This window comes from Parvibaculum lavamentivorans DS-1, assembly GCF_000017565.1.
Classification (GTDB): Bacteria; Pseudomonadota; Alphaproteobacteria; order Parvibaculales; family Parvibaculaceae; genus Parvibaculum; species Parvibaculum lavamentivorans.
Genome location: NC_009719.1, coordinates 2,123,393 through 2,147,572 on the forward strand (window position 1 = coordinate 2,123,393; position 24,180 = coordinate 2,147,572).

Genomic DNA, 24,180 nt, shown 5'->3' on the forward strand with positions numbered 1-24,180 from the left:
CGCCGGATGGCCTTCGCTTGAAAAGGGATTGCGGTCGACATGAATTACCGTCCCGATATTGATGGATTGCGGGCTCTGGCGGTGCTGCCCGTCGTTCTGTTCCACGCGGGTGTCCCACTCTTCTCGGGCGGCTATGTCGGTGTCGATGTCTTCTTCGTCATATCTGGATTTCTGATCACCGGCATCATCAAGACGGAGATCGATGCGGGCCGGTTTTCCATCATCCGCTTCTACGAGCGGCGCGCGCGGCGCATCCTGCCTGCCTTCTTCGCCGTTGTGGCCGTCACGGCCGCTATCGGCTGGTTCATCATGCTGCCGGACGACTACGGAAATCTTGCGGCTAGCATCGTCGCGGCAACGCTTTTCCTCTCCAACATCTTCTTCTGGGCGCAGTCGGGCAGCTATTTCGACGCGCCGGCCGAAACCAAGCCCATGCTTCACACATGGTCGCTCGCGGTGGAGGAGCAATTCTACCTCTTCTTCCCGGTCGTGCTGATGCTTGCCGTCTGGGCGCTTGCGCGTCTGAAGCGGTCGCAGGGCTTGCTCATCTGGCTGATCGTTGCGGCAAGTCTGGTCTCCTTCGCGCTTTCGGCATGGGGTGCCTATTACAAGCCGGTCGCCACTTTCTATTGGCTGCCGACGCGCGCATGGGAACTGATGCTCGGCTCGCTGCTCGCGCTCGGCGTGCTCGGTCCCGTTCGTGGCCGTCTGGCGGCGGAGGGGCTTTCCTATTTCGGTATAGGCTTGATCCTTTTTTCGTCCATCTTCTATTCGGCAACGACCGTCTTTCCGGGTGCGGCGGCGCTGCTGCCAACATTCGGCGCGGCGTTGATCATCTACGCGGTGGGCGGCCGGGAGACGAGTGCAGGGCAGTTGCTTGCCATATGGCCGCTCCGCTTCATCGGCCTCATCTCCTACTCGTTCTATCTCTGGCACTGGCCGGTGATCGTCTTTGTCAAATATTACTATGGTGCCGCTGCCGGTGCTTATCATCTTGCCGCCGCGGTCCTTCTCTCGCTCCTGCTCGCCATATTGTCATGGCGATATGTCGAAGCGCCCTTCCGTACCAACAGGCAGTTCTTCACGCGGCGGCGCCTCTTTGCGCTTTCCGGCGGTGCTATGGCGGTTACAACGGCTGCGGCTGCCTTCGTCTATCTCGGCGATGGTCTTCCGCAGCGTTTACCGCAAGAGGTGCGGAACGTGCTGGAGAATTCGCAATACCGCGATGCGCGCTTCGAAGAGTGTCACAACGCGACCGAGCGGCAGGCAAGGCTGACAGATCTCTGCATTCGCGGCGCATCGGCGGCCAAGCCGAGTTTCGTCCTTGTCGGCGACAGTCATGCCGCCGCCACCGCTGCAGGCTTGTTCGAGGCAGCGGAGGAGAAGGAGCTTGCAGGCTATCAGCTCACCGATCCCGGCTGGCGGCCTACCTTGAGCTATCGGATGCTTGCGCATGAGAAGCAATATGCCGGAATGGACCGGCGGTTGCGGGCGGTCCTCGCCGATGAGGCAATCGATCTCGTCATTATCGTCGTCTATTGGGAAGCAGCCATTGACGAGACCTATGTTCGCGGCTCCGAGCTGGTCGAAGGCGAGGATGCCGTCCCGGACGCCCTGGTCCAGCTCGCGGCGGATTATCCGGACAAGGAGTTCATTCTGTTCCGGGACATCCCGGTCTCCGACAATTTCGGTGCCGAAGCACTGGCGAAGGCGATGATGTTCGGCGGCTCACGTGACCAGAAAATCTCCGCGCAGGCCTACCGCGAGGAGTGGCGTGAAGTGGCGGCCATTCTTTCTCCCCTCCGGCGGGCGGAGAATGTGAAATGGATCGGCATCGAGGACGTGTTGTGCGACAGGCGTTTCTGCTACGGCAGGCGCAACGGCGCGATGGTCTATCACGACCCCGATCATCTCACGACACGCTTTGCCGAGAAAAATGCCGGTATCTTCGAGCGGGCTTTCGAGTAGCCGCGTCAGGCGGCCAGTGCTTCCGTCTTCGAGCTGTGGCCGAGGCCGCCGTAGAGGTCGAAGCCGCGCTTCAGCCAGTCGTGCAGCGCATCGTCCTTTTCGAGCGGCGGCAGCGTCAGCACCGATGCCGCCCAGAGGAAGCCGCCCAGCGCGATGTAGTCGGCATAGTTCGGCACCTCGCCGCCGAGCCATTTCTGTCCCGCGAGCGTCATGCGCAGCGGCCGCAGCGCGTGGCGGAGTTCCGGCAGCTTCTCTTCCCGTCCGGCCACGAATTGCTCCATCGTCGCGCCGCGCATCATCTTCTCGCGGCTCTCGCGAAAATAAGGCTGGTCCTCGGGCCGCGCGCGGTCGTGAATGTCGAGCACGAACATGCGGAACATACGCGTCATGATTTCGAGCGAAAACCACGTATCGAAAAAGCGCACGCCGGCCTTTTCCTGCGGCGAGGTGAAGAGCGGCTTGTCGCCATAGGTCGCATCGAGGTAATCGGCGATCGCCCAGCTGTCGCACACGGTCTTGCCGCCATCCTCGATGATCGGCACGGTCTTGTATTGGCCGCCGCAAAGCTTCGGAATATCGGTGAAGCCGACAGGCTCCGTCTCGAAAGCGAGGCCCTTATGCGCCAGCGCATATTTACTGCGCCAGCAGAAGGGGCTGAGGCGGCGGCCTTCCGTCGCGGCGAGATCGTAGAGGCGAATGGTCATGCGGTTCTCCTTAACTGGCGGCGGCGCTGAAGGTCCCAAAAGCAATTCGGGGCGGCCCTTGCGGTGCCGCCCCGTCATTCGATCAGAAGTCCGAGAACTTCTTGCCTTCCGCGACGATCTTTTCCAGAAGCGCCGCGGGCTTGAAGTCGTCGCCCATCTGCGCCTGGAATTCCTTCATCTTGGCGAGCACTTTGTCGGCGCCCACCGTGTCGCCGTAGAACATCGGGCCGCCGCGATAGACCGGGAAGCCGTAACCGTTGATCCAGACGATGTCGATGTCGGAGGAACGGATCGCCTTGCCCTCCTCGAGGATCTTTGCGCCCTCGTTGATCATCGGATAGATGCAGCGTTCCAGAATCTCGTCGTCCGAAATCTTGCGGCGGTTGATGCCCTTCTTCTGGGCGAAGTCGAGGATGATCTTTTCCACGACCGGCGAGGGCTTCGCGTTGCGGTTCTCGTCGTAATCGTAGAAGCCCGCGCCCGTCTTCTGGCCGCGGCGGTCCATCTCGCACAGCACGTCGCGGATCGTCGCGCCTTGCGACTTCTCCTTCGACCAGCCGATATCGAGCCCGGCAAGGTCCGACATGGCGAAGGGGCCCATCGGCAGGCCGAAATCGTAGAGCACGCGGTCGACATCCCAGGGCATGGCGCCTTCGAGGATCAGCTTCTGCGCCTCGCGCTGGCGCTGTGCCAGGATGCGGTTGCCGACGAAGCCGGGGCAGACGCCGACAAGCGCGGCGATCTTGCCGATCTTCTTCGCGAGCTGCATGGAGGTCGCGATGACGGGTTTCGAGGTCTTGTCGGCGCGCACGACTTCGAGGAGCCGCATGACGTTGGCGGGCGAGAAGAAGTGGAGGCCGATCACCGCTTCCGGCCGCTTCACGGCGGTCGCGATCTCGTCGATGTTCAAGGCGGACGTGTTGGTGGCGAGGATCGCGCCCTGCTTCACGATGGCGTCGAGTTTCGAGAAGACCTGCTTCTTCACATCCATGTTCTCGAACACGGCCTCGATCACGAGGTCGCTGTCGGCCAGCGCCTCCATCTCGAGCGAGCCGGTGAGAAGCCCCATGCGCTTCTCGACTTCCTCCATGGAGAAGCGGCCCTTCTTCGCCGAGTTCTCGTAATTCTTGCGGATGGTTGCGATGCCCCGGTCGAGCGCTTCCTGCTTCGTCTCCACGATGGTGACGGGGAGGCCGACATTGAGGAAGTTCATGGCGATGCCGCCGCCCATCGTGCCGGCGCCGATGATGCCGACCTTGTTGACGGGGATGGTCGGCGTGTCGGCCGGCACATCCGGCAGCTTCCAGACCTGGCGTTCGGCGAAGAAGACATGGCGCTGCGCGGCGGACTGCGTGCCGGTGACGAGTTCGCGGAAGAGCTTCTGCTCCACCTTGATGCCTTCATCGAAAGGCAGGTTCACCGCCGCCTCGATGCACTGGATGTTGTATTCGGGCGCGAGGAAGCCGCGGAACTTGCGGGCGTTGGCCTTGCGGAACTCGGAGAAAATCTCCGGCTTGCCGCGCGCCGCTTCCACCTTGTCGCTCAGGTCGCGCACGCGCTTCAGCGGCCGTTTCTCGGCGACGATCTTCTTCGCGAAGGCGATGGCGCCGTCGCGCAGCTTGCCTTCTTCCGTCAGCTCGTCGACGAGCCCCATCTCCAGGCACTTCTTCGCGCCGACATGGCTCCCGCTCGTCACCATTTCGAGCGCCTTTTCGGGCCCGACGATGCGCGGCAGGCGCTGCGTGCCGCCCGCGCCCGGCAGCAGGCCGAGATTCACTTCCGGCAATCCGCATTTGGCGGAGGGCACAGCCACGCGGTAATGGCAGGTCAGCGCCACTTCGAGGCCGCCGCCCAGCGCCGTGCCGTGGATGGCGGCGATAACGGGCTTCGAGGCGAATTCGATCATGTTGAGCGCATCGAACAGGCTCGGGCCCGCCGGCGCCTTGCCGAATTCGGTGATGTCGGCGCCCGCGATGAAGGTCTTGCCTTCGCAGATCAGCACGATCGCCTTCACGGCGTCGTTCTCCATCGCCTGTTTGATGCCGTTGTTGATCCCCTCGCGCACGGGCGCGGAAAGGGCGTTCACGGGCGGCGAATTCAGCGTGAGTACGGCGACTTCGCCCACCGTCTCAAGCGTGGTGACATCGTTGATTGCGGTCATGGCGCTCCCTGCCTCTTTTATCGTTCTGGATTATATCCCGGGGTTTCGAGGCGGGGATTATAGCGCCGGTGCCGCCCGGCGCTACCGCCGCCCATGTGCAGTCGCGTTCGGCCCCCGGTCCGGGCATGAACAGGGGCGGCGCCTGTGCTAGCGTCGGGGCCGGTTCGCGTCGCGGCATGAAGGGGCAGGCGTTGAAAGGCAGCAGCGGAAAATCGGAAACGGGCAGCCGGGCCGTCGGGCGACCTCGCGCCAATGCCGCGCCCTCGGCCGATCCTCGCGCCGACATCATCGCCGCCGCCGCCCGGCTATTCCGTGCCAAGGGCATCGCCGGCGCTTCCGTGCGCGAAATCGCGGCTGAGGCGGGGCTGAAGAAGGCCTCCCTCTACTACTACTTCCCCTCCAAGGAAGAGATCGTCCATGCGATGGTCGAGGATGTGCTCGCGCCCGCGCTCGCCACGCAGCGGCGGCTCGGCAAGGCGGCGCTCTCCGAGGCCGCGCGGCTCTATCTCTATCTCCGTTCCGATATCGAGCTGCTCTGCGCAGCGCCTTACGACTGCACCTGGCTTCTCTCGCATGGCAGCCTCTCGGATGCGCGCATGGGCGCCTATTGGAAGCAGCGCCAGAAACTTCTCGCCTGGCTCGCCGCCCGATTGAAGCAGGGTCACGCGAAAGGCGAATTCGTGGCTTGCGATGCCGCCACCGTCGCACAGGCCATGCTTGCCGCAACGGAATATTCGGTTACATGGGCCGAGCGCGAAGACCGTGCCCGCATGGCGCAAACCGCGGAGCAGGTCGCCACGCTCCTTGTGCGCGGCGTGCTGGCGGATGGACGAGACATGGACTCGGTGAAGGTGGAAGCGGCAAAACGCTGAGCGTTTCACTTCGCGCCGATATTTCCTCCTTTCGCGCTCTACAAATTTCGACCCGCTCCACAGAGGGACGGCGATCTGTCGCGCTGGATTCTTTCCGTTTGAGGCATACATTAAGCCCCAACAACCGGAGGAGGCGGCCATGAGCGAGCAAGTGTCGGTAGGGCGGGATTACACGCGGAGTAACGCGGATCTCGCCGCCAAGTGGAAGATCGACGTCAATCGGGATCCCTGGTCCATTCCGCTCGAAGAACTCGACCCCGCGCATGACGAGCTTTTCGCCGCCAACACAGTGCTTCCCTATTTCGAGCGGCTGCGAAAGGAAGACCCGGTTCACCTGAACGAGACCGGGCCTTACGGCCGTTATTGGTCGGTGACGAAATACGAAGACATCATGCATGTCGACACCAACCACAAGATTTTCTCCTCCGACATCCGAAATGGCGGCATCCGCCTCGGCGGCCAGCGCATCGAGGGAGAGCCCGATCCGCTCACCTATCTGCCCATGTTCATCATGGAAGACCCGCCCAAGCATGACGAGCAGCGCAAGGCGGTGCAGCCGATGTTCACGCCGCAGAACCTCGCCGATCTCGAGCCGCTGATCCGCGAGCGCGCCGGCCTCATTCTCGATGCGCTGCCGCGCGGCGAAACGTTCAACTGGGTGCGCCAGGTGTCGGTGGAGCTGACGGGCCGCACCCTCGCCACGCTTTTCAACGTGCCGCAGGAAGACCGCCACAAGCTCATTCACTGGTCGGACACGGTGGAGCGGCTCGGCGATCCGGAATATTTCGAGACGCCGGAAGAAGGCTTCAAGGAACTCTGGAACTGCTGGGAATATTTCGACGGCGTCTGGAAAGACAGGCTCGCCAATCCGGGTTCGGATCTCATCTCGCTGCTCGCGCATAGCCCATCCACGAAGAACATGCCGCCGAACGAATATCTCGGCAACATGCTGCTCCTCATCGTCGGCGGCAACGACACGACGCGCAATTCCATCACCGGCGGCGTCCTCGCGCTCAATCAGTATCCGGATGAATATGCCAAGCTGATCGCAAACCCGGACATCATCCCGAACATGGTTTCGGAGATCATCCGCTGGCAGAGCCCGGTTGCCCATATGTGCCGCACGGCGACGGAAGATACGGAGCTTGGAGGCAAGAAGATCAGGAAGTGGGACAAGGTCGCCATGTGGTACGTCTCGGGCAACCGCGACGACAGCAAGATCGACCGCGCCAATGAATTCCTGATCGACCGCGAAGGCGCGCGCCACCATCTCTCCTTCGGCTTCGGCATCCATCGCTGCATCGGCAACCGCGTCGGCGAAATGCAGTTGCGCATCCTCTGGGAAGAGATCATGAAGCGCTTCAAGAAGGTCGAAGTCGTCGGCGACCCCAAATATCTCCGCTCCAACTTCATCCGCGGCATCACCGAACTCCCGGTCATCGTCCGGGAGTAGGGGAAGCGTTTGGCAAATTCTACCACCCTCCCCCTGTGGGAGGGTCAAACGGCTGAAAGCCGTTTGGGGAGGGGGACGTTGATCTACTCACGTCCCGTTTCTCCCGACACCCTCTCAACACACCCCCGTCATGGCCCGCTTTAATGCGGGCCATCCACGTCTTGTCGGCATCTCTGGAAGTTGAAGACGTGGATGGCCCGGACAAGCCGGGCCATGACGACGTGTTGGAGGGTAGGCCCACGACATCATTTGACACTCCCCCGCTTCCCATCCTAATTTCAACCGAACGGTCGAAACAGGAGCGGATCATGCAGCCAATCGCGGAACTCCTGAAGGAAGGCGCAGCCGCCGTCGGGCGGCCGCTTGCCGATGCCCGCCTCCTGCCGTCCCGCTTCTACACCTCGACGGAGATATTCGAGGCCGAGAAGGAACGGATCTTCCGCCGCAACTGGGTCTCGGTCGGCCATGTCGCCGAAATCCCGAAGCCGGGCGACCGTTTCCGCATCGACGTCGCGGGCGAACCCCTTCTCATCGTGCGCGGCCGTGACGGCGTCGTGCGCGCTCTCTCCGCCGTCTGCCGTCACCGCGCCATGCTGCTCGCGGAAGGGGCGGGCAATGCCGGCACGATTTCCTGCCCCTATCACAAATGGACCTATGCGCTGGATGGCGCGCTCATGGCCGCGCCGCTGATGGAGGGCGCCTCGCCGCTCGATGAAGCTGCCTGCGCGCTCCCCTCCTTCGCCTGCGAGGTCTGGAACGGTTTCATCTTCGTCAATCTCGACGGGCGTGCAGCGCCGCTCGCCGCGGCCCTCGCGCCGCTTGGCGAAGAGCTGGCGCCCTGGAAGATGGACGAGCTCGAAATCGTCGGCCGCGTCGTCTTCGATCAGCGATACAACTGGAAGGTGCTGGCCGACAATTTCATGGAGGCCTATCACCATTTCGCCATCCACCCGGAAACCTTCGAGCCGAATTACCCGGCCGCCATGTCCCAAGCGGATGAGGCGCGCGGCCCCTTCGCGGCATTGCGGATGCCGCACAAGGGTAATGAACTCTCCGAACCGCTCTTCCCGCCGCTGCCCGACATACCGGACGAAGCGCGGCGCGGCTTCTCCGTCTTCAACATCTATCCCTCGATGCTGCTCGCCGTCTTTGTGGACACCGTCACCTGGTACCGCATGGAAATCGAAAGTGCCGGCAGCTTCCGCCTCACCATCTATCTCTTCGCCCATCCCCGCTCGCTCGACGTGCCGGACGCGGAGGCGTTGAAGGAATTTCTCCGCGAAGCGGCCACCGCTGTCCATATCGAGGACATCGCCGCCTGCGAAGGCGTTCAGAAAGGGCTTGAAAGCCGCATGGCGGTGCCCGGCCGCCTCAGCCCTCTCGAAGCGGCGATCCACCAGCACCAACAATGGCTGATGGGAGAGTTGGTCAAGGCGTGATCAGGCCGACAGTTTTTCGTCGCGTTCCTCGAGAGCGTCCCGCACCGCTTCTGGCGCGCGCATGATAAGCGTGATGAGCGTTCGCGCCGCCCCGCCCGGCTGCCGCTTTCCCTGCTCCCATTTCTGCAAACCGGAAACGCTGGTGCCGACAAGCCGCGCGAAATCAGGCTGCGTCATCTTCAGCGCCTTGCGGGCCTTTTTCACATCCACGGGTGCAACCGTATGAACACGGACGCCGGTCTTGCCGCCCCTGGCATGTTCGAGCGCCTCTTCCATGGAAGAGATGAGTTCCTTGGCGAAATCGCTCACTGTCGATACTCCTCTTCTACTTTCTCTGTTTCGCCGCTTTCTTGATCGCGGCGGCCAGGACCGAAACTGCCTTTCGATCCGCGGCGGAGAGGTCGGCCTTTTCGTTCTTGTCGTAGATCATCAACGCATAAAGCGGGGCGTTCTCGGCGTAGTAGTAATAGATGACCCGGGCGCCGCCACTTTTACCTTTGCCACCGGCGGCAAAACGGACCTTGCGCACGCCGCCCGTTCCCACGATCTCATCGCCCGCTTCCGGATTTTCGGCAAGAAACGCGATCAACTCGCTGTATTCGTCCTCGCTCAGAAGGGCCGCCGCGCGTTTCTGGAAGATGCTGGTCTCGGCCACCGTCTGCATGAATTGAATATAACCCAATGGGCGAGTTTTTCAATTAAAATCAACCCAATGGGCGAGTTTTGGCAAAAACGGCCGTGATATCCTCTTCGCCTGATGTGTTCAAGGGCGTTCAACATGGCTGCCGGGCCTGTACAGAATGGGGAGGCTTTGGCATGACGGGGCCTTGTCGCGCTGTGCTAGGTTGCCCCAATAAAAATTACACCAATCAGGGAAGGGGCCGTCGCGCCTCTCGTCGTTCAGTTGAATAAAGTCGAAGAAACAGGCGCTCACGCGGAAATCGAGGCCGTCCGCAAGGGGTTCGAGAGCCGCGGCTATATCTGCAACGCGCATATCGCCACCTCGCTCTTTCTCGCGGAAAAACTGCAAAAGCCGCTGCTCATCGAAGGCCCGCCCGGCGTCGGCAAGACCGAGCTCGCCAAGGCGACGGCGGAGCTTGTCGGCAAGCCGCTCATCCGTCTCCAGTGCTATGAAGGTCTCGACGAGGCGAAGGCGCTTTACGAGTGGAAATACGGCAAGCAGCTTCTCTATACGCAGGTGCTGAAGGAGAAGCTCGGTGATCTGATGTCGGGCGCGCAGGGCTTGAAGGAGTCCATGGCGCGGCTGCATGATTTCGACGACACCTTCTTTTCGGAAGAATTTCTTGAGCCGCGTCCGCTTCTCAAGGCGCTCTGGCAGCCGGGCGGTGCGGTGCTGCTGATCGACGAAATCGACAAGTCGGATGACGAGTTCGAGGCTTTCCTGCTGGAGCTTCTCTCCGACTACCAGATTTCCGTTCCCGAGCTCGGCACGATCAAGGCGCGCACGACGCCGATCGTCTTCCTCACCTCCAACAACACGCGCGAGATCGGCGACGCGCTGAAGCGCCGCTGCCTGCATCTCTACATTCCGTTCCCGGATTCCGATCTGGAGCAGCGCATCATCGCGTCGCGCGTGCCGGAAATGGAGGCGCGTCTGCGCACGCAGCTTGTCGCCTTCGTGCAGGGGGTGCGCCAGCTCGACCTGAAGAAGCTTCCGGCGGTGAGCGAGACCATCGACTGGGCGCGCACCATGGTCCTCCTCCATGCCCGCGAACTCGACGCCGATCTCGTCCGCAACACGCTCAACGTGCTGCTGAAATTCCAGGACGACATCGACAATGTCGATGGCGAGGTGAACGCACTGGTGTCGAAAGCCGTGCAGGCGGGGTAGGGGCTTCTCCCATGAGCGAAGTCCTCGGCGATTTCATCAGGGCGCTTCGCGCGGCCGATATTCGTGTCTCGACCTCGGAGTCGATCGACGCCGGCAATGTCGTGGGGATCGTCGGCCTCGACGACAGGCAGACACTTCGCAATGCCTTGTCGCAGGTGCTCGCCAAAAGCGAGGATGAGAAGCAGGCTTTCGAGGAGACCTTCGATACCTTCTTCTCCTTCGAGCAGTTCAAGGACCGGCCCCCTGCCGCCAATGAAAACAGCGAAGAGGCGGAGCCGCAGGAGAGTGACGGCGGCGAGGGCGACAGCGAGGATGGCGAAGAGGGTTCGCAGTCGGGCGGTATGCCAGCGCCGGGCGGCGGCGGCACGAGCGGCGAGCGGCAAGGCGATGCCGATGCGCCGCCCTCGCCCGATCTCGTGGCAATGCTTGAGCGTGGCGACCAGGCCGAATTGCAGATGGCGCTTGCCGAGGGTGCGCGCCGCGCGCAACTGAACCGCATAAGGCTTTTCACGCAGCGCGGCATGTATACGCGCCGCATCATGGAAATCATGGGGCTCGACGGTCTCAATGACGAGATCGACAATCGCGAGCGGCGCGGCAACGAAGCAGGCGCCGGACGCTTGCGCGAGGCGCGCGACGAGTTGCGCGGGCAGGTTCGCGACTATGTCGAGAAGCAGCTCGAAATCTTCACCGCCAATGCCGGACGGCAGTTGCGTGAGGAGGTTCTCTCGCAAGTGCGCCTCTCCAACATCGACCGTTCCGATATGCGGATCATGCGTGAGCTGGTTCGCAAGATGGCGAAGCGGCTGATCGCGCTCCACTCACGGCGCAAGAAGGTGGCGCGGCGGGGAACGCTCGATGTCCGGCGCACGATCCGCGCCAATATCGAGTTCGACGGGCTCTTGTTCCACACGATCTGGAAGAAGACGAAGATCGACCGTCCGAAGGTCATGGCGGTTTGCGATGTGTCCGGGTCGGTCGCGCAGGTGGCGCGCTTCCTGCTCATGTTCCTTTATTCGCTGCAGGAGGTTCTGCCGGGCGTCCGCAGTTTCGCTTTTTCCGGCCAGCTTGGCGAGACCACGGAATTGTTCGAGCGCGAGACGCTGGAAAATGCGCTGGTCGAGGTATTGCGGGACTTCGGCAGCGGCTCCACGGATTACGGTCAGGCGCTGATGGATTTCGAAAACATCGCACTCGATGATGTCGACCATCGCACCACGGTCATCATCCTCGGCGATGCCCGCTCCAACTATGGCGACCCGCGCGGCGATATCCTGAAAAAGATTCACGCCCGCGCCCGCCGCGTCATCTGGCTCAACCCGGAGCCGCGCACGATGTGGAATTCCGGGGACAGCGAAATGCGCAAGCTCCAGCCCTATTGCGACAAGGCGGTCACCTGCGCCTCGCTCAAGGACCTTGAGCGCGTCGTCTCGGAACTTCTCCGCACCGCGACCTAGGCCAAAACCGGGGATTAAATATTTTCCGGAACCGCGATGGCGCCGCCCGGTTTTTCTTCATGACAGTCCGGTGACAGTTTGATGACGGTCTAGGCAAATGGACCGCCACAGGTTTAAGATTTGTCCCATTCCGGGCCATCAGGGGTGGCTTCCGGCGGGCATGATGTCTGCACAGCAGGGCCATGCGGCGGAAAAAGTTGCGGCGGCGGATATGCGTCACAACTGCCTGGAATCGTTGAGTATTTTGAGTGTCTTGGGGGCGAAATGGCGGGGCGGGCCATCGTGAAATCCGAATCGGGAAGCCGGCTGCGTCTCGCGCTGGCACTCGCTTTCGTGCTGCCGCTCGCCGCCTTCTGGTGGGCAAGCGCGCAAGCGGAGCCGCTGCGTCTCGCGCCTCCCTCTGTCGAGAGCGCGGCGCTGATCACGCCTCCGGTCGATATTCCTGAACAAAAACAAGAGCTTGCGGTTTCCGCTCCGGCGGCGAAGACGGATCGTTACAACGTCGTCGTGCTGGGAGACTCGCTCGGCGACGGTATGTGGGCGGGCCTCTATCACGTGCTGCGGCAGGACAAACGGTTCAACGTCATCAAGAAATCCCGCGTCGCCACAGGCTTTTCACGTCAGGATTATTACGACTGGAACGAGGCCGTCCGCGAGATCGCGGCGGAGACGAAAATCGACATCGCCGTCGTCGTCATGGGCACCAACGACCGTCAGCCGATCGTCGAAAACGGCGTGCGCTATGCGCTTTTCGACGATAACTGGCGCGAGGTCTACAAGCGTCGCGTCGATGACTTCACAGCGACGCTGCAGGCAACGGGTGCCCGTATTTACTGGCTCCAATTGCCGGTGATGCGCAGCCCGCGCTTCGGTGCCGATATGGCGAGCTTCAACGAAATATTCGAGGAGCGGGCGCTCGCCAATGGTGTGGACTTCGTGCGAACCGAGGGCCTCGCATCGGGCGCCGACGGAAGCTACACCGCCTATGGCGAGGACCGTTTCGGCCGCACGCGTCTCCTCCGCGCGGAAGACGGCATCCATTTCACGATGGCGGGCTATGAACTTCTGAGCGGAAAGGTTGCGGATGCGATCCTGGCCGACATCACGGAGGCTACGGCTCCGCGCATCGCTACCACCGCGCCAGTGATGCTGCGCGCCGTGGAAGAAACAACGGCAACGCCCGGCGAGGCGAAGTATGACATGGCGGACAGGCGGCCCGGCCGATCCGACGATTGGCTCTGGCTTGGCGCGACAAACTAGTCGAAAGCGCGCGGCGCGTTGCGTCCCACGCTTCGCATTAGCGGTGTTCGCGGCTTTCGTTACGCCATTGCAAGCGGCCGAATGTGAAAATTCTCCACGCGGCCTTGAACAATTTCATTCGGCGATAAGAGATATAGAGGCGGGGGAACGCTCGCGCCCCCTCACCATTCTTCATCTCGGCGACAGCCACATCTCTCTCGACACGTTCACGCGCGGCTTGCGCACCCGCTGGGAGGAACGGTTCGGCAGTGCAGGCCGCGGGCTGATGCCGGGCGTGCCGTTCCAATACTACGCGCCCGACGGCTTCAACCTCGCGATGACGGGCCCATGGAGTATCGCCTCAAGCTTGCCCGCCGATGCCTCCGGGCCGTTTGGCTTGCAAGGATTTCGCGCAAGCGCCGAAACATCCGATGCAGTGATGACTCTCGAAGCGGCCGAGCCGTTCTCGCGGATCGAACTCGAGCTCTATGGCGGGCCGGATACGGGCGCCGTGCTGCTGAAGCTCGACAATGCCGCTGCCTTGAAGCTTGCGACGCGCATGGCAAAGCCCGGCCTGTTGCGGATTACCGTGCCGGCGGCGGATGCGCGCCGCGCTACGTTGCGGCCGTCGGGTTCCGGCCCTGTGCATCTTCTCGGTTGGGCGGTGGCGCGCAAAGGGGCCGGCGTTCGCTATGATAGCTACGGCATCGTTGCCGCGACGGCAGCGATCACCAACCGGTGGGACAAGGATATTGTCGGCGCGCAGGTGGCGGCGCTGAAGCCGGACCTTGTCATTTTCGGCTACGGCACCAATGAGGGATACAATAACGGCCTCGACGTTGAAGCCTACAGCGCCCTGCTCGGCGGCTTCATCAGTCTTATGGCGTCGGCGGCGCCTGAAGCGTCCATCGCCCTGCTGGGACCGTTCGATGGCGCGCGACGCGGGTCAGGCGAAGCCTGCAGCGGCGGCTGGGCCACGCCGCCGAAACTCGCCCTCTTGCGCGATGCACAGCGTGCCCTGGCTGAGGGGCGTGGCGGCTTTTTCTGGGATGGTGCGGCGGCGATGGGCGGGCGGTGCAGCGCCGATGATTGGGCGCGTGCTTCTCCGCCTTTGATGTATGCCGACCGGGTTCATCTGCGGCGGAAAGGGGCAGAGCGGCTATCGGCGCGTCTATGGGAGGCTTTGATGACCGGCTTGCATGGCGAGGGTGTTTGTGCGCCCACGAAACCATCGCCGGATTAACTATAAATGCATTGAGTTATTGAGCTTTTCGGTCTGTCCGGGGAATATGCAGTTAATGCCGTCATGCCCCCCTGATGGTTAGTTTGGGCGACATGTGCGTGAGTGGCGGACGGCATGCTTTTTCCGACCATCGAGTTCGGCATATTTTTTCTGATCGTGTTCACGGTCAGCTGGGCCGTGCGCTGGAAGCCGGAAATCCGAAAGCTTGTGCTGCTCGCCGCCAGCTATTTCTTTTATGGCTGGTGGGACTGGCGTTTTCTCGGCCTGCTGTTTCTTTCGACGCTCATCAATCATCTGGCCGGTCTCGCCCTGGCGCGGACAGAAGGGGTGGCGCTTCGAAAACTGATCGTCGGCGTCGCCGTTGCGGCAGGCCTCTCGATCCTCGGTTTCTTCAAATATTACGGATTCTTCCTGACATCGTTTGCCGCCGTTCTTGAAACGGCAGGGCTCGAGAGGGATCTACCGTTCATGCAGGTGATCCTGCCTGTCGGCATTTCCTTCTTCACCTTTCAGGGCATCTCTTACGTCGTCGATGTCTATCGAGGGCATGTGAAGGCTGAGCAGTCGCTCGTCAACGTCATGCTTTACATCTCCTTCTTCCCGCAGCTCGTCGCGGGACCGATTGTGCGCGCGGCGGATTTTCTGCCGCAGCTGCACCGGCCGGTGGCGCTCACCCGGGCGCATATCGATGTCGGCGTGGTGCTGATCCTGTCGGGACTGGCAAAGAAGATGGTGATCGCGAATTATCTGGCGACCGAGCTGGTCGACCCGGTTTTTTTCGATCCCTCTGCCGTCGGTGCGCTCGATCTTCTCGTCGGCATCTATGGCTATGCAATCCAGATCTATTGTGATTTTTCGGGCTACAGCGATATCGCGATTGGTGTGGCGGCGCTTCTCGGCTATCGCTTCCTTGAAAACTTCGACCAGCCCTATCGTGCATCGAGCCTTCAGGATTTCTGGCGGCGCTGGCACATTTCCCTTTCCACATGGCTTCGCGACTATCTCTATGTGCCGCTTGGCGGCAACCGTCACGGGGAAGCCAGAACCTACCGCAATCTTTTCCTGACGATGTTTCTCGGTGGCATCTGGCATGGTGCAGCATGGACGTTCGTATTCTGGGGTGCGTTTCACGGCAGCATGCTTGCGCTGGAACGCTTCGCGCGAAGGAAGCTGGATGAATTCGCGCCCGCGCATCCCGTTCATGCCGGGATACTGGCGTCCATCGGCAATGGTGCGCAGCATCTTGTCGGCATTGTCTGGACTTTCCATCTCGTCTGCTTCGCCTGGATATTCTTTCGGGCCGACAGCTTCTCGACCGCGGGCAGTTATCTCGCCGGTTTCTTCCGCTGGTCGGAGACGAGCCAGTATGCAACGCCCTTCGTCGTTGGATTGATTTTGCTCGCGATGTTCTTCCAGTTCACGCCGCGCCATCTCGGCCGTTGGCTCGCGCGCGGCATCCAGTGGTTACCGTCACCCGTGCTCGGAATGCTGCTTGGCGGCGGTATCTGGCTCATCTGGGCGCTCGCGCCGGAGGGCGTCGCACCTTTCATCTATTTCCAGTTCTGAGGCCGCCATGCTCGATTTGCTTCGCGACATAGAAAACGAACTGGATGACGGATGGGAAGCCGCATCTCGCGCGGAACTCAAGGATGCGGAGGAAACGCGGCGGGCAGTCGCGCGTGTAGCGCGCGCCTTCGCGATTGTCGTCGTTCTTCTACTCGTGTTCAGCAGCGAGAGGCTCGTGACCTGGGTAAACGGCTTTGAGGTCGGGCCTTTGCAGAATGCGGTGGTGGCGCTCTCCAGCACATGGCACGAACAGATGTCGAAGAACGGCTTCGATGCGCCTGCCCATTACATGGACGAAGGCATAGCCGAACTGCGCCGTACGGAATGGTCGGAGGTCAGGTCCCGTCTCGACGGTGAGCGGGCGAGAACCAGAAATGGTGTGGGGCTTCTGCGCGGTATGTTGAATGACCGGCAGGGCTGAAGCTCCTAGAAAATAGCCTGAAGAATCCAGAGAGCGCACATGCCGGCCGCGAGCGTTGCAAGCACGCTCTTCGTCCACCATGCGATCAGGGTGGCGAACGCGCCGGCGATGAGGCGAGGATTATCGATCGCTATGTCGAGGGAGCCATCGGCGCCGCGCAAGACGGCCGGCAGGATGATGGCGCTCAATACTGCGGCCGGTATGAAACGCAACGCCCGCGCTGCCCACGCGGGAAGAGCAACGCGGCCTGCGAGCTGGATGAACGACAATCTCAGCGCGAAAGTGCCGATGCCAACAGCAATGATGATGAGCCAGACGGTATTGCTGTCCATCATAAATCCTTCCCGGCGTCCAGGTCCTTGCGGCTAGACCTGTTTTCCACGATATAGCCTGCCGCGATCCCGCACATGGCTGCGAGGAAGAGTCCGAGGTTGAACGGCAGGGTCCAGGCAGCGACCGCGATGCCAGCACCGACAGCGGCGGCCGTTGCCGTCGAGCTATCTCGAATGCCGGGAACGAGAAGCGCGAGGAAGCTCAGCGGTACGACGAAATCCAGCGACCAGCTGGGCGGCACCTTGTTGCCGAGAAAATAGCCCGCGGCGGTGGCGGCGATCCAGAAAACCCACATGAGGAGCGCACCGCCGATATAGAAGCGGAATTTCGCCGCGCCGCTCATTTCGTTGTCACGTGCAAAGCGCGTGATGCTGAGAGCGTAGGACTGGTCCGTCATCACATAGGCGAGCAGGTTGCGCTTCGCACTGGAGAGTCCGGCGAAGTGAGGCGCCAGCGATGCGCTGTACATGGCAAACCGTAAATTGATGACGAGCCCGGTCAGGACGACGACCAGGGCGGGCGCGTTTTCTGCAATGAGCTGCATGGTGGCGAGTTGTGCCGTGCCCGCAAACATGATGATGGATGCGCCTATGCCTTGCGCGGCAGAAAGTTTCACCTCCGCCGCCACCGCGCCCGCGATCATGCCGAAGGGTATGGAACCCGGGATGAGGGGCAGCATCACGCGAATGCCGTCGGCATAGTCTTGCAGGGCAGGGCGCATCGAGCTTCGCTCCGTTCATGTAAAAAGCCCCCGCGAGTTTTTCACGAGGGCTTTGACGTGTCGCGTTGTCATTCTGTCAGCGCGGAAGTGTCGTTTCCCCCATGAGGAACAGGTCTACCTCGCGGGCAGCCTGGCGGCCTTCGCGGATGGCCCATACGACGAGCGACTGGCCTCGGCGCATGTCTCCGGCCGCAAACACCTTGCCGAGGTTCGACTTGTAGGTTGCGGTGTCGGCAGCCACGTTGCCGCGCTGATCGAGCTGGATGTCCAGTTCCTTCAACATGCCTTCGTGAACGGGGTGCACGAAGCCCATGGCGAGCAGCACGAGGTCGGCCTTGATCTCGAATTCGCTGCCGGCCACCGGCTGCATCTTCTCGTCCACACGCACGCATTCGATTGCGGTGACGTGACCGTTCTTGCCGATGATGCGACGGGTCATCACCGCGAAATCGCGCGTGGCGCCTTCCGCCTGGCTCGACGATGTCCGCATCTTGAGTGGCCAGTCGGGCCAGGTGAGCAGCTTGTTCTCTCTCTCCGGCGGCGCGGGCATGATCTCGAGCTGCGTCACGGACACCGCGCCCTGACGAAACGAGGTCCCGATACAGTCGGAGCCGGTGTCGCCGCCGCCGATCACCACGACATGTTTGCCGCCGGCGAGGATCGGTTCGACCTGGCCGATCGATTCCTCGGACACACGGCGGTTCTGCTGCGGCAGGAATTCCATGGCGAAGTGGATGCCGGAAAGCTCGCGGCCTTCCACCGGCAGATCGCGCGGCTTCTCGGAGCCACCTGTCAAGATAACGGCGTCGAACTCGGCGAGCAGCGCTTTCGCATCCTTGTTGACGCCGATATGGACGCCATACTGGAAGACCACGCCCTCGGCTTCCATCTGCGCGACACGCCGGTCGATGTGGAGCTTCTCCATCTTGAAGTCCGGAATGCCATAGCGAAGCAGGCCGCCGGCCTTCTGATGCTTTTCAAAAAGGTGAACTTCGTGGCCGCGCCGCGCAAGCTGCTGGGCAGCGGCCATGCCTGCGGGGCCCGCCCCGACGATGGCAACACGCTTTCCCGTCTTCGCGGCCGGAACCTGCGGCGCTATCCAGCCTTCCTTCCAGCCCCGGTCGACGATCGCGCATTCGATCGTCTTGATCGTTACGGGCGCGTCCGTGAGGTTCAGCGTGCAGCTCGCCTCGCATGGGGCGGGGCAGATGCGGCCGGTGAACTCGGGAAAATTGTTCGTCGAGTGAAGGTTGCGGCACGCTTCCGCCCAATCCGAATGATAGACGAGGTCGTTCCAGTCCGGGATCTGGTTGTTCACCGGGCAACCGTTGTGACAATAGGGAATGCCGCAATCCATGCAGCGCGCCGCCTGGTCCTTTATCGCCTCCTCGGCGAGCGGAATGACGAACTCGTTGTAATTGCGAATGCGGTCCGCGGCCGGCAGATACTTGCGGTCCTGCCGGTCGATTTCCAGAAAGCCTGTGATCTTTCCCAACACTTACTCTCCCGCTACGGCCATGGCTTGCGCAGTTTCCTGCGCGCGCTGCATTTCCTTCAGGGCGCGGCGGTATTCCACCGGCATCACCTTGCGGAACTTGGGCAGCATGGCTTCCCAGTTATTCAGAATAGCCTGCGCACGAGACGAATTCGTGTAATGCGCATGGTTCTCTATCAATTGGTGCAGACGCTCGGCATCGAACCGGGTCATGTCGCTCATCACGTCGACACGGCCGTGGCTCTCGAGATCGCCGGTCTGGTGGCGACGCCGCTCCATGATGTCGTGCTCTTCCTTCACCGGCTCGAGATCGACCATGGCGAGGTTGCAGCGTTGTTCGAACTTGCCGTCTTCGTCGAGCACATAGGCGATGCCGCCCGACATGCCGGCCGCGAAGTTGCGGCCGGTTTCGCCGAGCACGACGACGATGCCGCCCGTCATGTATTCGCAGCCGTGATCGCCGGTGCCTTCAACAACGGCGATAGCGCCGGAGTTGCGGACGGCGAAGCGCTCGCCGGCAACGCCACGGAAATAGCATTCGCCGTTGATCGCGCCGTAGAGAACGGTGTTGCCGACAATGATGCTTTCTTCCGGCACGATGCGGCAATTGGCGGGCGGGTAGACAATGAGGCGTCCGCCGGAAAGGCCCTTGCCGACATAGTCGTTGGCTTCACCTTCGAGTTCGAGGGTGACGCCTGCTGCGACCCAGGCGCCGAAGCTCTGGCCCGCGGTGCCCTTGAGCTTCACATGGATCGTCTCGTCCGGTAGGCCCGCATGGCCATGCCGCTTCGCGATTTCGCCGGAGAGCATGGCGCCCGTCGCGCGATCGGTATTGTTGATCGGGAGTTCGATCTGTACCGGCTTCTTGTGCTCGATAGCATCCTGCGCCTCGGCAATGAGTCGGCGATCCAGGACATCGTCGATCCGGTGGTCTTGAGCTTCCGAACGGTAGATTTCGACGCCGGGGCTGGGCGGCGGCTTGTGGAAGAGCCTGGAGAAATCGAGCCCCTTCGCCTTCCAGTGCTCGACGACCTTGCGCTTGTCGAGCATCTGCATCTGCCCGATCATTTCGTTGAACGTGCGGTAGCCCATTGCCGCCATCAATTCGCGGACTTCCTCGGCGACGAAGAAGAAGTAGTTGATGACGTGTTCGGGCGTGCCGACAAACCGCTTGCGTAGCTCCGGGTCCTGCGTGGCCACGCCGACGGGGCAGGTGTTCAGATGGCACTTGCGCATCATGATGCAGCCGGCCGCGATCAACGGAGCGGTGGCGAAGCCGAATTCGTCGGCGCCGAGCAGCGCACCGATGATGACGTCCCGGCCGGTGCGGAGCCCGCCATCGACCTGCACGGTGATGCGGCTGCGCAAATGGTTCATCACAAGCGTCTGATGCGTCTCGGCGAGACCGATTTCCCAGGGGCTACCCGCATGCTTGATGGAGGTCAGCGGCGAGGCACCCGTGCCGCCCTCGAAGCCCGAGATCGTCACATGGTCGGCGCGGGCCTTGGAAACGCCGGCGGCAACCGTGCCGACGCCCACTTCCGACACGAGCTTCACTGAGACGAGCGCGGCGGGGTTCGTGTTCTTCAGGTCGAAAATGAGCTGGGCAAGATCTTCGATCGAATAGATGTCATGGTGCGGCGGCGGCGAGATAAGGCCGACGCCCGGCGTCGAGTGACGCACCTTGGCGATCACCGCGTCAACCTTGTGGCCAGGCAGCTGTCCGCCTTCGCCGGGCTTTGCGCCCTGCGCCATCTTGATCTGGATCATGTCGGCATTGGCGAGATATTCCGCCGTTACGCCGAAGCGGCCCGAGGCCACCTGCTTGATCGCCGAGCGCATACTGTCGCCGTTCGGCATCGGCACGAAACGGTCGGCTTCCTCGCCGCCTTCGCCCGTGTTGGAGCGGCCGCCGATGCGGTTCATGGCAATGGCGAGCGTGGTGTGCGCCTCGCGGCTGATCGAACCGTAGGACATTGCCCCCGTCGCGAAGCGCTTGACGATCTCGACGGCAGGTTCGACTTCATCGACGGCAATCGGCTTGCGTCCGTCGTCTTCGGCGTTCTTGATCTCGAACAGGCCGCGGATGGTCAACAGGCGCTCGTTCTGCTCGTTGATCTGGCGCGCGAAGGAACGGTACTTGTCCTGGCTGTTGCCGCGCACGGCATGCTGCAGGTCGCGGACGCTGTCCGAGGTCCATGCGTGGTCTTCGCCGCGGATGCGCAGGGCATATTCGCCGCCCACTTCAAGTGCGTTCTTCAGAACAGGCGCGTCGGAGAATGCCAGGCGGTGACGGCGGATGGTCTCCTCCGCGATCTCTTCGATGCCGACGCCTTCGATCATGGATACGGTGCCGGTGAAGTACTTGGCGGCAAAGTCGCTGCGCAGGCCGATGGCGTCGAAAATCTGTGCGCCGCAATAGGACTGGTAGGTCGAGATGCCCATCTTGGACATGACCTTGAGCAGGCCCTTGTCGACAGCCTTGATGTAGCGCTTTTCAACTTCGCGGCGCGTCAGGCCCTCGTCGAGATGCGGAACCATGCTGGCCAGCGTCTCGAAGGCGAGATAGGGGTTGATCGCTTCGGCGCCATAGCCCGCCAGGCAGGCGAAGTGATGCACTTCACGCGCTTCGCCCGTTTCGACGACGAGACCGACGGACGTGCGCAGGCCCTGCCGGATGAGATGGTGATGAACGGCCGAGGTCGCGAGCAGAGCCGGGATGGCAACACGGTCAGCCGAAACCAGCCGGTCCGACAGGATGACAATGTTGTAGCCCTGTTCCACGGCTTCCTGTGCACGTGCGCCGAGCCGCTCCACCATTTCCGCCATCGCTTCCGCGCCGCGGTTCACATCATAGGTGATGTCGAGCGTCTGCGTACGGAAGTGATTGTCGGCGACTTCGCCGATCATGCGGATCTTTTCGAGATCCTCATTGGTCAGGATCGGCTGACGCACTTCGAGGCGCTTCACCGAGGACATGCCTTCGAGGTCGAGCAGGTTCGGCCGCGGCCCGATGAACGAGACGAGGGACATCACCAGTTCTTCGCGGATCGGGTCGATCGGCGGGTTCGTCACCTGCGCGAAGTTCTGCTTGAAATAGGTATAGAGCAGCTTCGACTTCGAGGAGAGCGCGGAGATGGGCGTGTCGGTGCCCATCGAGCCGACGGCTTCCTGGCCTTCCATCGCCATGGGCGTCATCAAGAACTTGATGTCTTCCTGCGTGTAGCCGAAGGCCTGCTGCGTATCGAGCAACGAGGCATATGTCGGCTGCGTCGCCGGCAGGATGGGCGCCGGCATGTCTTCAAGCTGGATCTGCGTCGCGTTCAACCAGTCCTGATAAGGATGGAGCTTCGCGAGCTGCGCCTTGATTTCGGCATCGGAAATGATCCGGCCCTGCTCAAGGTCGATCAGCAGCATCTTGCCGGGTTGCAGGCGCCACTTCTCGACAATCTTTTCTTCAGGTGCCGGCAGTACGCCCATTTCGGACGCCATCATCACGTCGCCGTCGTCGGTAACGTAATAGCGCGCGGGCCGCAGGCCGTTGCGGTCGAGCGTCGCGCCGATCTGGCGGCCATCGGTAAAGGCCACGGCGGCGGGGCCGTCCCACGGCTCCATCAGCGCGGCGTGATACTCGTAGAAGGCGCGGCGTTCCGCATCCATGAGGGGGTTGCCCGCCCAGGCTTCGGGAATGAGCATCATCATCGCATGCGACAGCGAATAGCCGCCCATGACGAGAAGTTCGAGCGCGTTGTCGAAGCAGGCCGTGTCCGACTGGCCTTCGACGGCGATCGGCCAAAGCTTCTTCAGGTCGTCGCCCAGAAGATCCGACTGCATCGACGAATAGCGCGCCTGAATCCAGTTCACGTTGCCGCGCTTCGTGTTGATCTCGCCATTGTGGCAGACCATGCGGAAGGGGTGCGCGAGGCTCCAGGTCGGGAATGTGTTGGTGGAGAACCGCTGGTGAACGAGCGCAAGCGCCGTCACCATGTCGGGGTCGGTCAGGTCGGTGTAATACTTGCCGACTTGGGCCGCCATCAGCATGCCCTTGTAGACAAGGGTGCGCGACGAAAGGGAGGCGATATAGAGCCCCTTCGGTATCGTGCCGCCTTCATGGAAGAGCGTGTTGAAGATGCGCTTGCGGATGACGAAGAGTTTCCGCTCGAAAGCATCCTGGTCCTTGCAGGACGTGCCGCGGCCGACAAAGACCTGCCGGTGGAAGGGCTCGGTCGGCTTTACGGAATAGCCGAGATCCGAATTGTCGATAGGCACGTCGCGCCAGCCCAGGAAGACCTGGCCTTCCTCGACGATGACCTTTTCGGCAAGCGTGCAAATCTTCTGGCGCTCCGCCGGGTCCTTCGGCAGGAACATGTGGCCGACGGCATAATGGCCTTCCGCGGGAAGCTCGAAGCCGAGCTTCTTCGCTTCCTTGCGGAAAAACGCGTCCGGAATCTGAATGAGGATGCCCGCGCCGTCGCCCGCCTTGGGGTCGGCGCCGACAGCACCGCGATGCTCGAGGTTCTCGAGAATGCGCAGTCCATCCTCGATCATCTTGTGCGATTTTCGATTGTGGATGTTCGCCACGAAGCCGATGCCGCAGGCATCATGTTCATTACGGGGGTCATAGAGACCCTGCGCTTCCGGCAGTCCTGCCAGATGCGTGGCCGGATACCGGCTCATGTCGTCCCGCTTCTGCGTCATACCCATCAATCCTTCCACCCAGACCTGCTCCTGGGACTTCAGGCCCATTCGCGAGGCAGGTCGCCTCTCATTTCTCTATCCGCACGCCGCCTCCTCCCCGAACCTTCCGGCCGGAGCCCCGATTCCTCGGGGCCGGGGACGCTAGCGGATCGCGCGTTATCGCAAAAGTCCCGGCCCGAAATTCCGGCGAGACAAGTCACCGCCGGACCGCTTTCGCGGTCCACCTTCCGGTATGCCCGGGACGCCTCCCATCAATCGGACGAGCGGCGCTCTTCGCATACCCTTGCAGTGCCGCCATCTCCGACGGAGCTTTCTGCTTGGTGCTCCTATTGCCCGGAGCCGAGGCTTACTGGGTCGGCCGTGCCCTTTTCGGGTCGGCCGTTCGCACCGGAAAAGCCAAGCTTTGCCAGTGGCCGGATCATGCCAAACCCGCCGGTTTGAATCAAGCAAATAAGACAGGAATGCTGACCTATAGCGGAGCGGGCTAAACGACAGATATTATGGGGAAAAATCCACAGTTTCGCCTCGCAACTGTCTCTGACATGCTTTCGGGGCAAG

18 protein-coding genes are annotated in these 24,180 nt (G+C 62.0%); 10 read left to right on the forward strand and 8 right to left on the reverse strand.

Features of this window, described 5'->3' with window-relative positions; genetic code table 11:
* Nucleotides 1-39: 39 nt before the first annotated feature.
* Nucleotides 40-1,968, forward strand: a complete 1,929-nt coding sequence (locus tag PLAV_RS09865; protein WP_012110858.1) for an acyltransferase family protein — start codon at nt 40-42, stop codon at nt 1,966-1,968.
* Between the two features lie 5 nt (nt 1,969-1,973).
* Here PLAV_RS09865 and PLAV_RS09870 read toward each other — a convergent pair whose 3' ends face one another.
* Nucleotides 1,974-2,672 (reverse strand): glutathione S-transferase family protein, encoded by a 699-nt coding sequence (locus tag PLAV_RS09870; RefSeq protein ID WP_012110859.1) that lies wholly within the window; start codon nt 2,670-2,672, stop codon nt 1,974-1,976.
* 82 nt (nt 2,673-2,754) lie between these two features.
* Nucleotides 2,755-4,824, reverse strand: a complete 2,070-nt coding sequence (locus PLAV_RS09875) for a 3-hydroxyacyl-CoA dehydrogenase NAD-binding domain-containing protein (protein ID WP_202944040.1) — start codon at nt 4,822-4,824, stop codon at nt 2,755-2,757.
* Nucleotides 4,825-5,024: 200 nt separating this feature from the next.
* On the opposite strand from PLAV_RS09875, the gene PLAV_RS18930 reads away from it, so the two are divergent.
* The 3 genes from PLAV_RS18930 (at nt 5,025) to PLAV_RS09890 (ending at nt 8,597) form a co-directional block, all read left to right on the forward strand.
* A complete protein-coding gene (locus tag PLAV_RS18930) occupies nt 5,025-5,705 on the forward strand; it encodes a TetR/AcrR family transcriptional regulator (RefSeq protein WP_049767757.1) in 681 nt (226 codons plus the stop codon).
* Nucleotides 5,706-5,844: 139 nt separating this feature from the next.
* Nucleotides 5,845-7,158 (forward strand): cytochrome P450, encoded by a 1,314-nt coding sequence (locus PLAV_RS09885; protein ID WP_012110862.1) that lies wholly within the window; start codon nt 5,845-5,847, stop codon nt 7,156-7,158.
* A gap of 308 nt (nt 7,159-7,466) precedes the next feature.
* The gene (locus PLAV_RS09890) at nt 7,467-8,597 is read left to right on the forward strand and encodes an aromatic ring-hydroxylating oxygenase subunit alpha (protein ID WP_012110863.1); all 1,131 of its coding nucleotides are present in this window, start codon (nt 7,467-7,469) and stop codon (nt 8,595-8,597) included.
* On the opposite strand, the gene PLAV_RS09895 is transcribed toward PLAV_RS09890, so the two are convergent.
* A complete protein-coding gene (locus PLAV_RS09895) occupies nt 8,598-8,906 on the reverse strand; it encodes a helix-turn-helix domain-containing protein (RefSeq protein ID WP_012110864.1) in 309 nt (102 codons plus the stop codon).
* Nucleotides 8,907-8,922: 16 nt separating this feature from the next.
* The gene (locus tag PLAV_RS09900) at nt 8,923-9,279 is read right to left on the reverse strand and encodes a type II toxin-antitoxin system RelE/ParE family toxin (RefSeq protein WP_245545112.1); all 357 of its coding nucleotides are present in this window, start codon (nt 9,277-9,279) and stop codon (nt 8,923-8,925) included.
* A 222-nt stretch (nt 9,280-9,501) separates the two neighbouring features.
* On the opposite strand from PLAV_RS09900, the gene PLAV_RS09905 reads away from it, so the two are divergent.
* From PLAV_RS09905 to PLAV_RS09930, 6 genes are all read left to right on the forward strand, one after another.
* The gene (locus PLAV_RS09905) at nt 9,502-10,449 is read left to right on the forward strand and encodes an AAA family ATPase (protein WP_012110866.1); all 948 of its coding nucleotides are present in this window, start codon (nt 9,502-9,504) and stop codon (nt 10,447-10,449) included.
* 11 nt (nt 10,450-10,460) lie between these two features.
* Nucleotides 10,461-11,906, forward strand: coding sequence for a vWA domain-containing protein (locus PLAV_RS09910; protein WP_012110867.1), 1,446 nt, complete (start codon nt 10,461-10,463; stop codon nt 11,904-11,906).
* Between the two features lie 282 nt (nt 11,907-12,188).
* On the forward strand, nt 12,189-13,166 hold the full coding sequence (locus PLAV_RS18935) for an SGNH/GDSL hydrolase family protein (RefSeq protein ID WP_168713187.1): 978 nt from the start codon (nt 12,189-12,191) through the stop codon (nt 13,164-13,166).
* 43 nt (nt 13,167-13,209) lie between these two features.
* Entirely contained in the window at nt 13,210-14,388 is a 1,179-nt protein-coding gene (locus tag PLAV_RS09920) for a GDSL-type esterase/lipase family protein (RefSeq protein WP_041535939.1), read from the forward strand.
* Nucleotides 14,389-14,502: 114 nt separating this feature from the next.
* Nucleotides 14,503-15,954, forward strand: coding sequence for an MBOAT family O-acyltransferase (locus tag PLAV_RS09925; RefSeq protein WP_012110870.1), 1,452 nt, complete (start codon nt 14,503-14,505; stop codon nt 15,952-15,954).
* A 7-nt stretch (nt 15,955-15,961) separates the two neighbouring features.
* On the forward strand, nt 15,962-16,375 hold the full coding sequence (locus PLAV_RS09930) for a hypothetical protein (protein ID WP_012110871.1): 414 nt from the start codon (nt 15,962-15,964) through the stop codon (nt 16,373-16,375).
* Nucleotides 16,376-16,380: 5 nt separating this feature from the next.
* On the opposite strand, the gene PLAV_RS09935 is transcribed toward PLAV_RS09930, so the two are convergent.
* The 4 genes from PLAV_RS09935 to gltB all read right to left on the reverse strand — a co-directional run bounded on the left by PLAV_RS09935 (nt 16,381) and on the right by gltB (nt 23,622).
* A complete protein-coding gene (locus tag PLAV_RS09935; RefSeq protein WP_012110872.1) occupies nt 16,381-16,710 on the reverse strand; it encodes an AzlD domain-containing protein in 330 nt (109 codons plus the stop codon).
* Nucleotides 16,707-17,429 carry an AzlC family ABC transporter permease gene (locus PLAV_RS09940; RefSeq protein ID WP_012110873.1) on the reverse strand — a complete coding sequence of 241 codons (723 nt, stop codon included), beginning with the start codon at nt 17,427-17,429 and terminating at the stop codon, nt 16,707-16,709. The genes PLAV_RS09935 and PLAV_RS09940 overlap by 4 nt, the downstream gene beginning before the upstream one ends.
* A gap of 76 nt (nt 17,430-17,505) precedes the next feature.
* Entirely contained in the window at nt 17,506-18,924 is a 1,419-nt protein-coding gene (locus PLAV_RS09945; protein ID WP_041535940.1) for a glutamate synthase subunit beta, read from the reverse strand.
* Nucleotides 18,925-18,927: 3 nt separating this feature from the next.
* Complete coding sequence (gltB, locus tag PLAV_RS09950) at nt 18,928-23,622, reverse strand: glutamate synthase large subunit (protein WP_049767869.1); 4,695 nt, start codon at nt 23,620-23,622, stop codon at nt 18,928-18,930.
* Nucleotides 23,623-24,180: the final 558 nt, after the last annotated feature.

What these genes read in the sequence shown, in the direction of transcription:
- PLAV_RS09940 (WP_012110873.1), bottom strand. Translation starts at nt 17,429, where the DNA reads ATGCGCCCTGCCCTGCAAGACTATGCCGACGGCATTCGCGTGATGCTG.
- PLAV_RS09885 (WP_012110862.1), top strand. Translation starts at nt 5,845, where the DNA reads ATGAGCGAGCAAGTGTCGGTAGGGCGGGATTACACGCGGAGTAACGCG.
- PLAV_RS09925 (WP_012110870.1), top strand. Translation starts at nt 14,503, where the DNA reads ATGCTTTTTCCGACCATCGAGTTCGGCATATTTTTTCTGATCGTGTTC.
- gltB (WP_049767869.1), bottom strand. Translation starts at nt 23,622, where the DNA reads ATGACGCAGAAGCGGGACGACATGAGCCGGTATCCGGCCACGCATCTG.
- PLAV_RS09890 (WP_012110863.1), top strand. Translation starts at nt 7,467, where the DNA reads ATGCAGCCAATCGCGGAACTCCTGAAGGAAGGCGCAGCCGCCGTCGGG.
- PLAV_RS09935 (WP_012110872.1), bottom strand. Translation starts at nt 16,710, where the DNA reads ATGATGGACAGCAATACCGTCTGGCTCATCATCATTGCTGTTGGCATC.
- PLAV_RS09865 (WP_012110858.1), top strand. Translation starts at nt 40, where the DNA reads ATGAATTACCGTCCCGATATTGATGGATTGCGGGCTCTGGCGGTGCTG.
- PLAV_RS09870 (WP_012110859.1), bottom strand. Translation starts at nt 2,672, where the DNA reads ATGACCATTCGCCTCTACGATCTCGCCGCGACGGAAGGCCGCCGCCTC.
- PLAV_RS09930 (WP_012110871.1), top strand. Translation starts at nt 15,962, where the DNA reads ATGCTCGATTTGCTTCGCGACATAGAAAACGAACTGGATGACGGATGG.
- PLAV_RS09910 (WP_012110867.1), top strand. Translation starts at nt 10,461, where the DNA reads ATGAGCGAAGTCCTCGGCGATTTCATCAGGGCGCTTCGCGCGGCCGAT.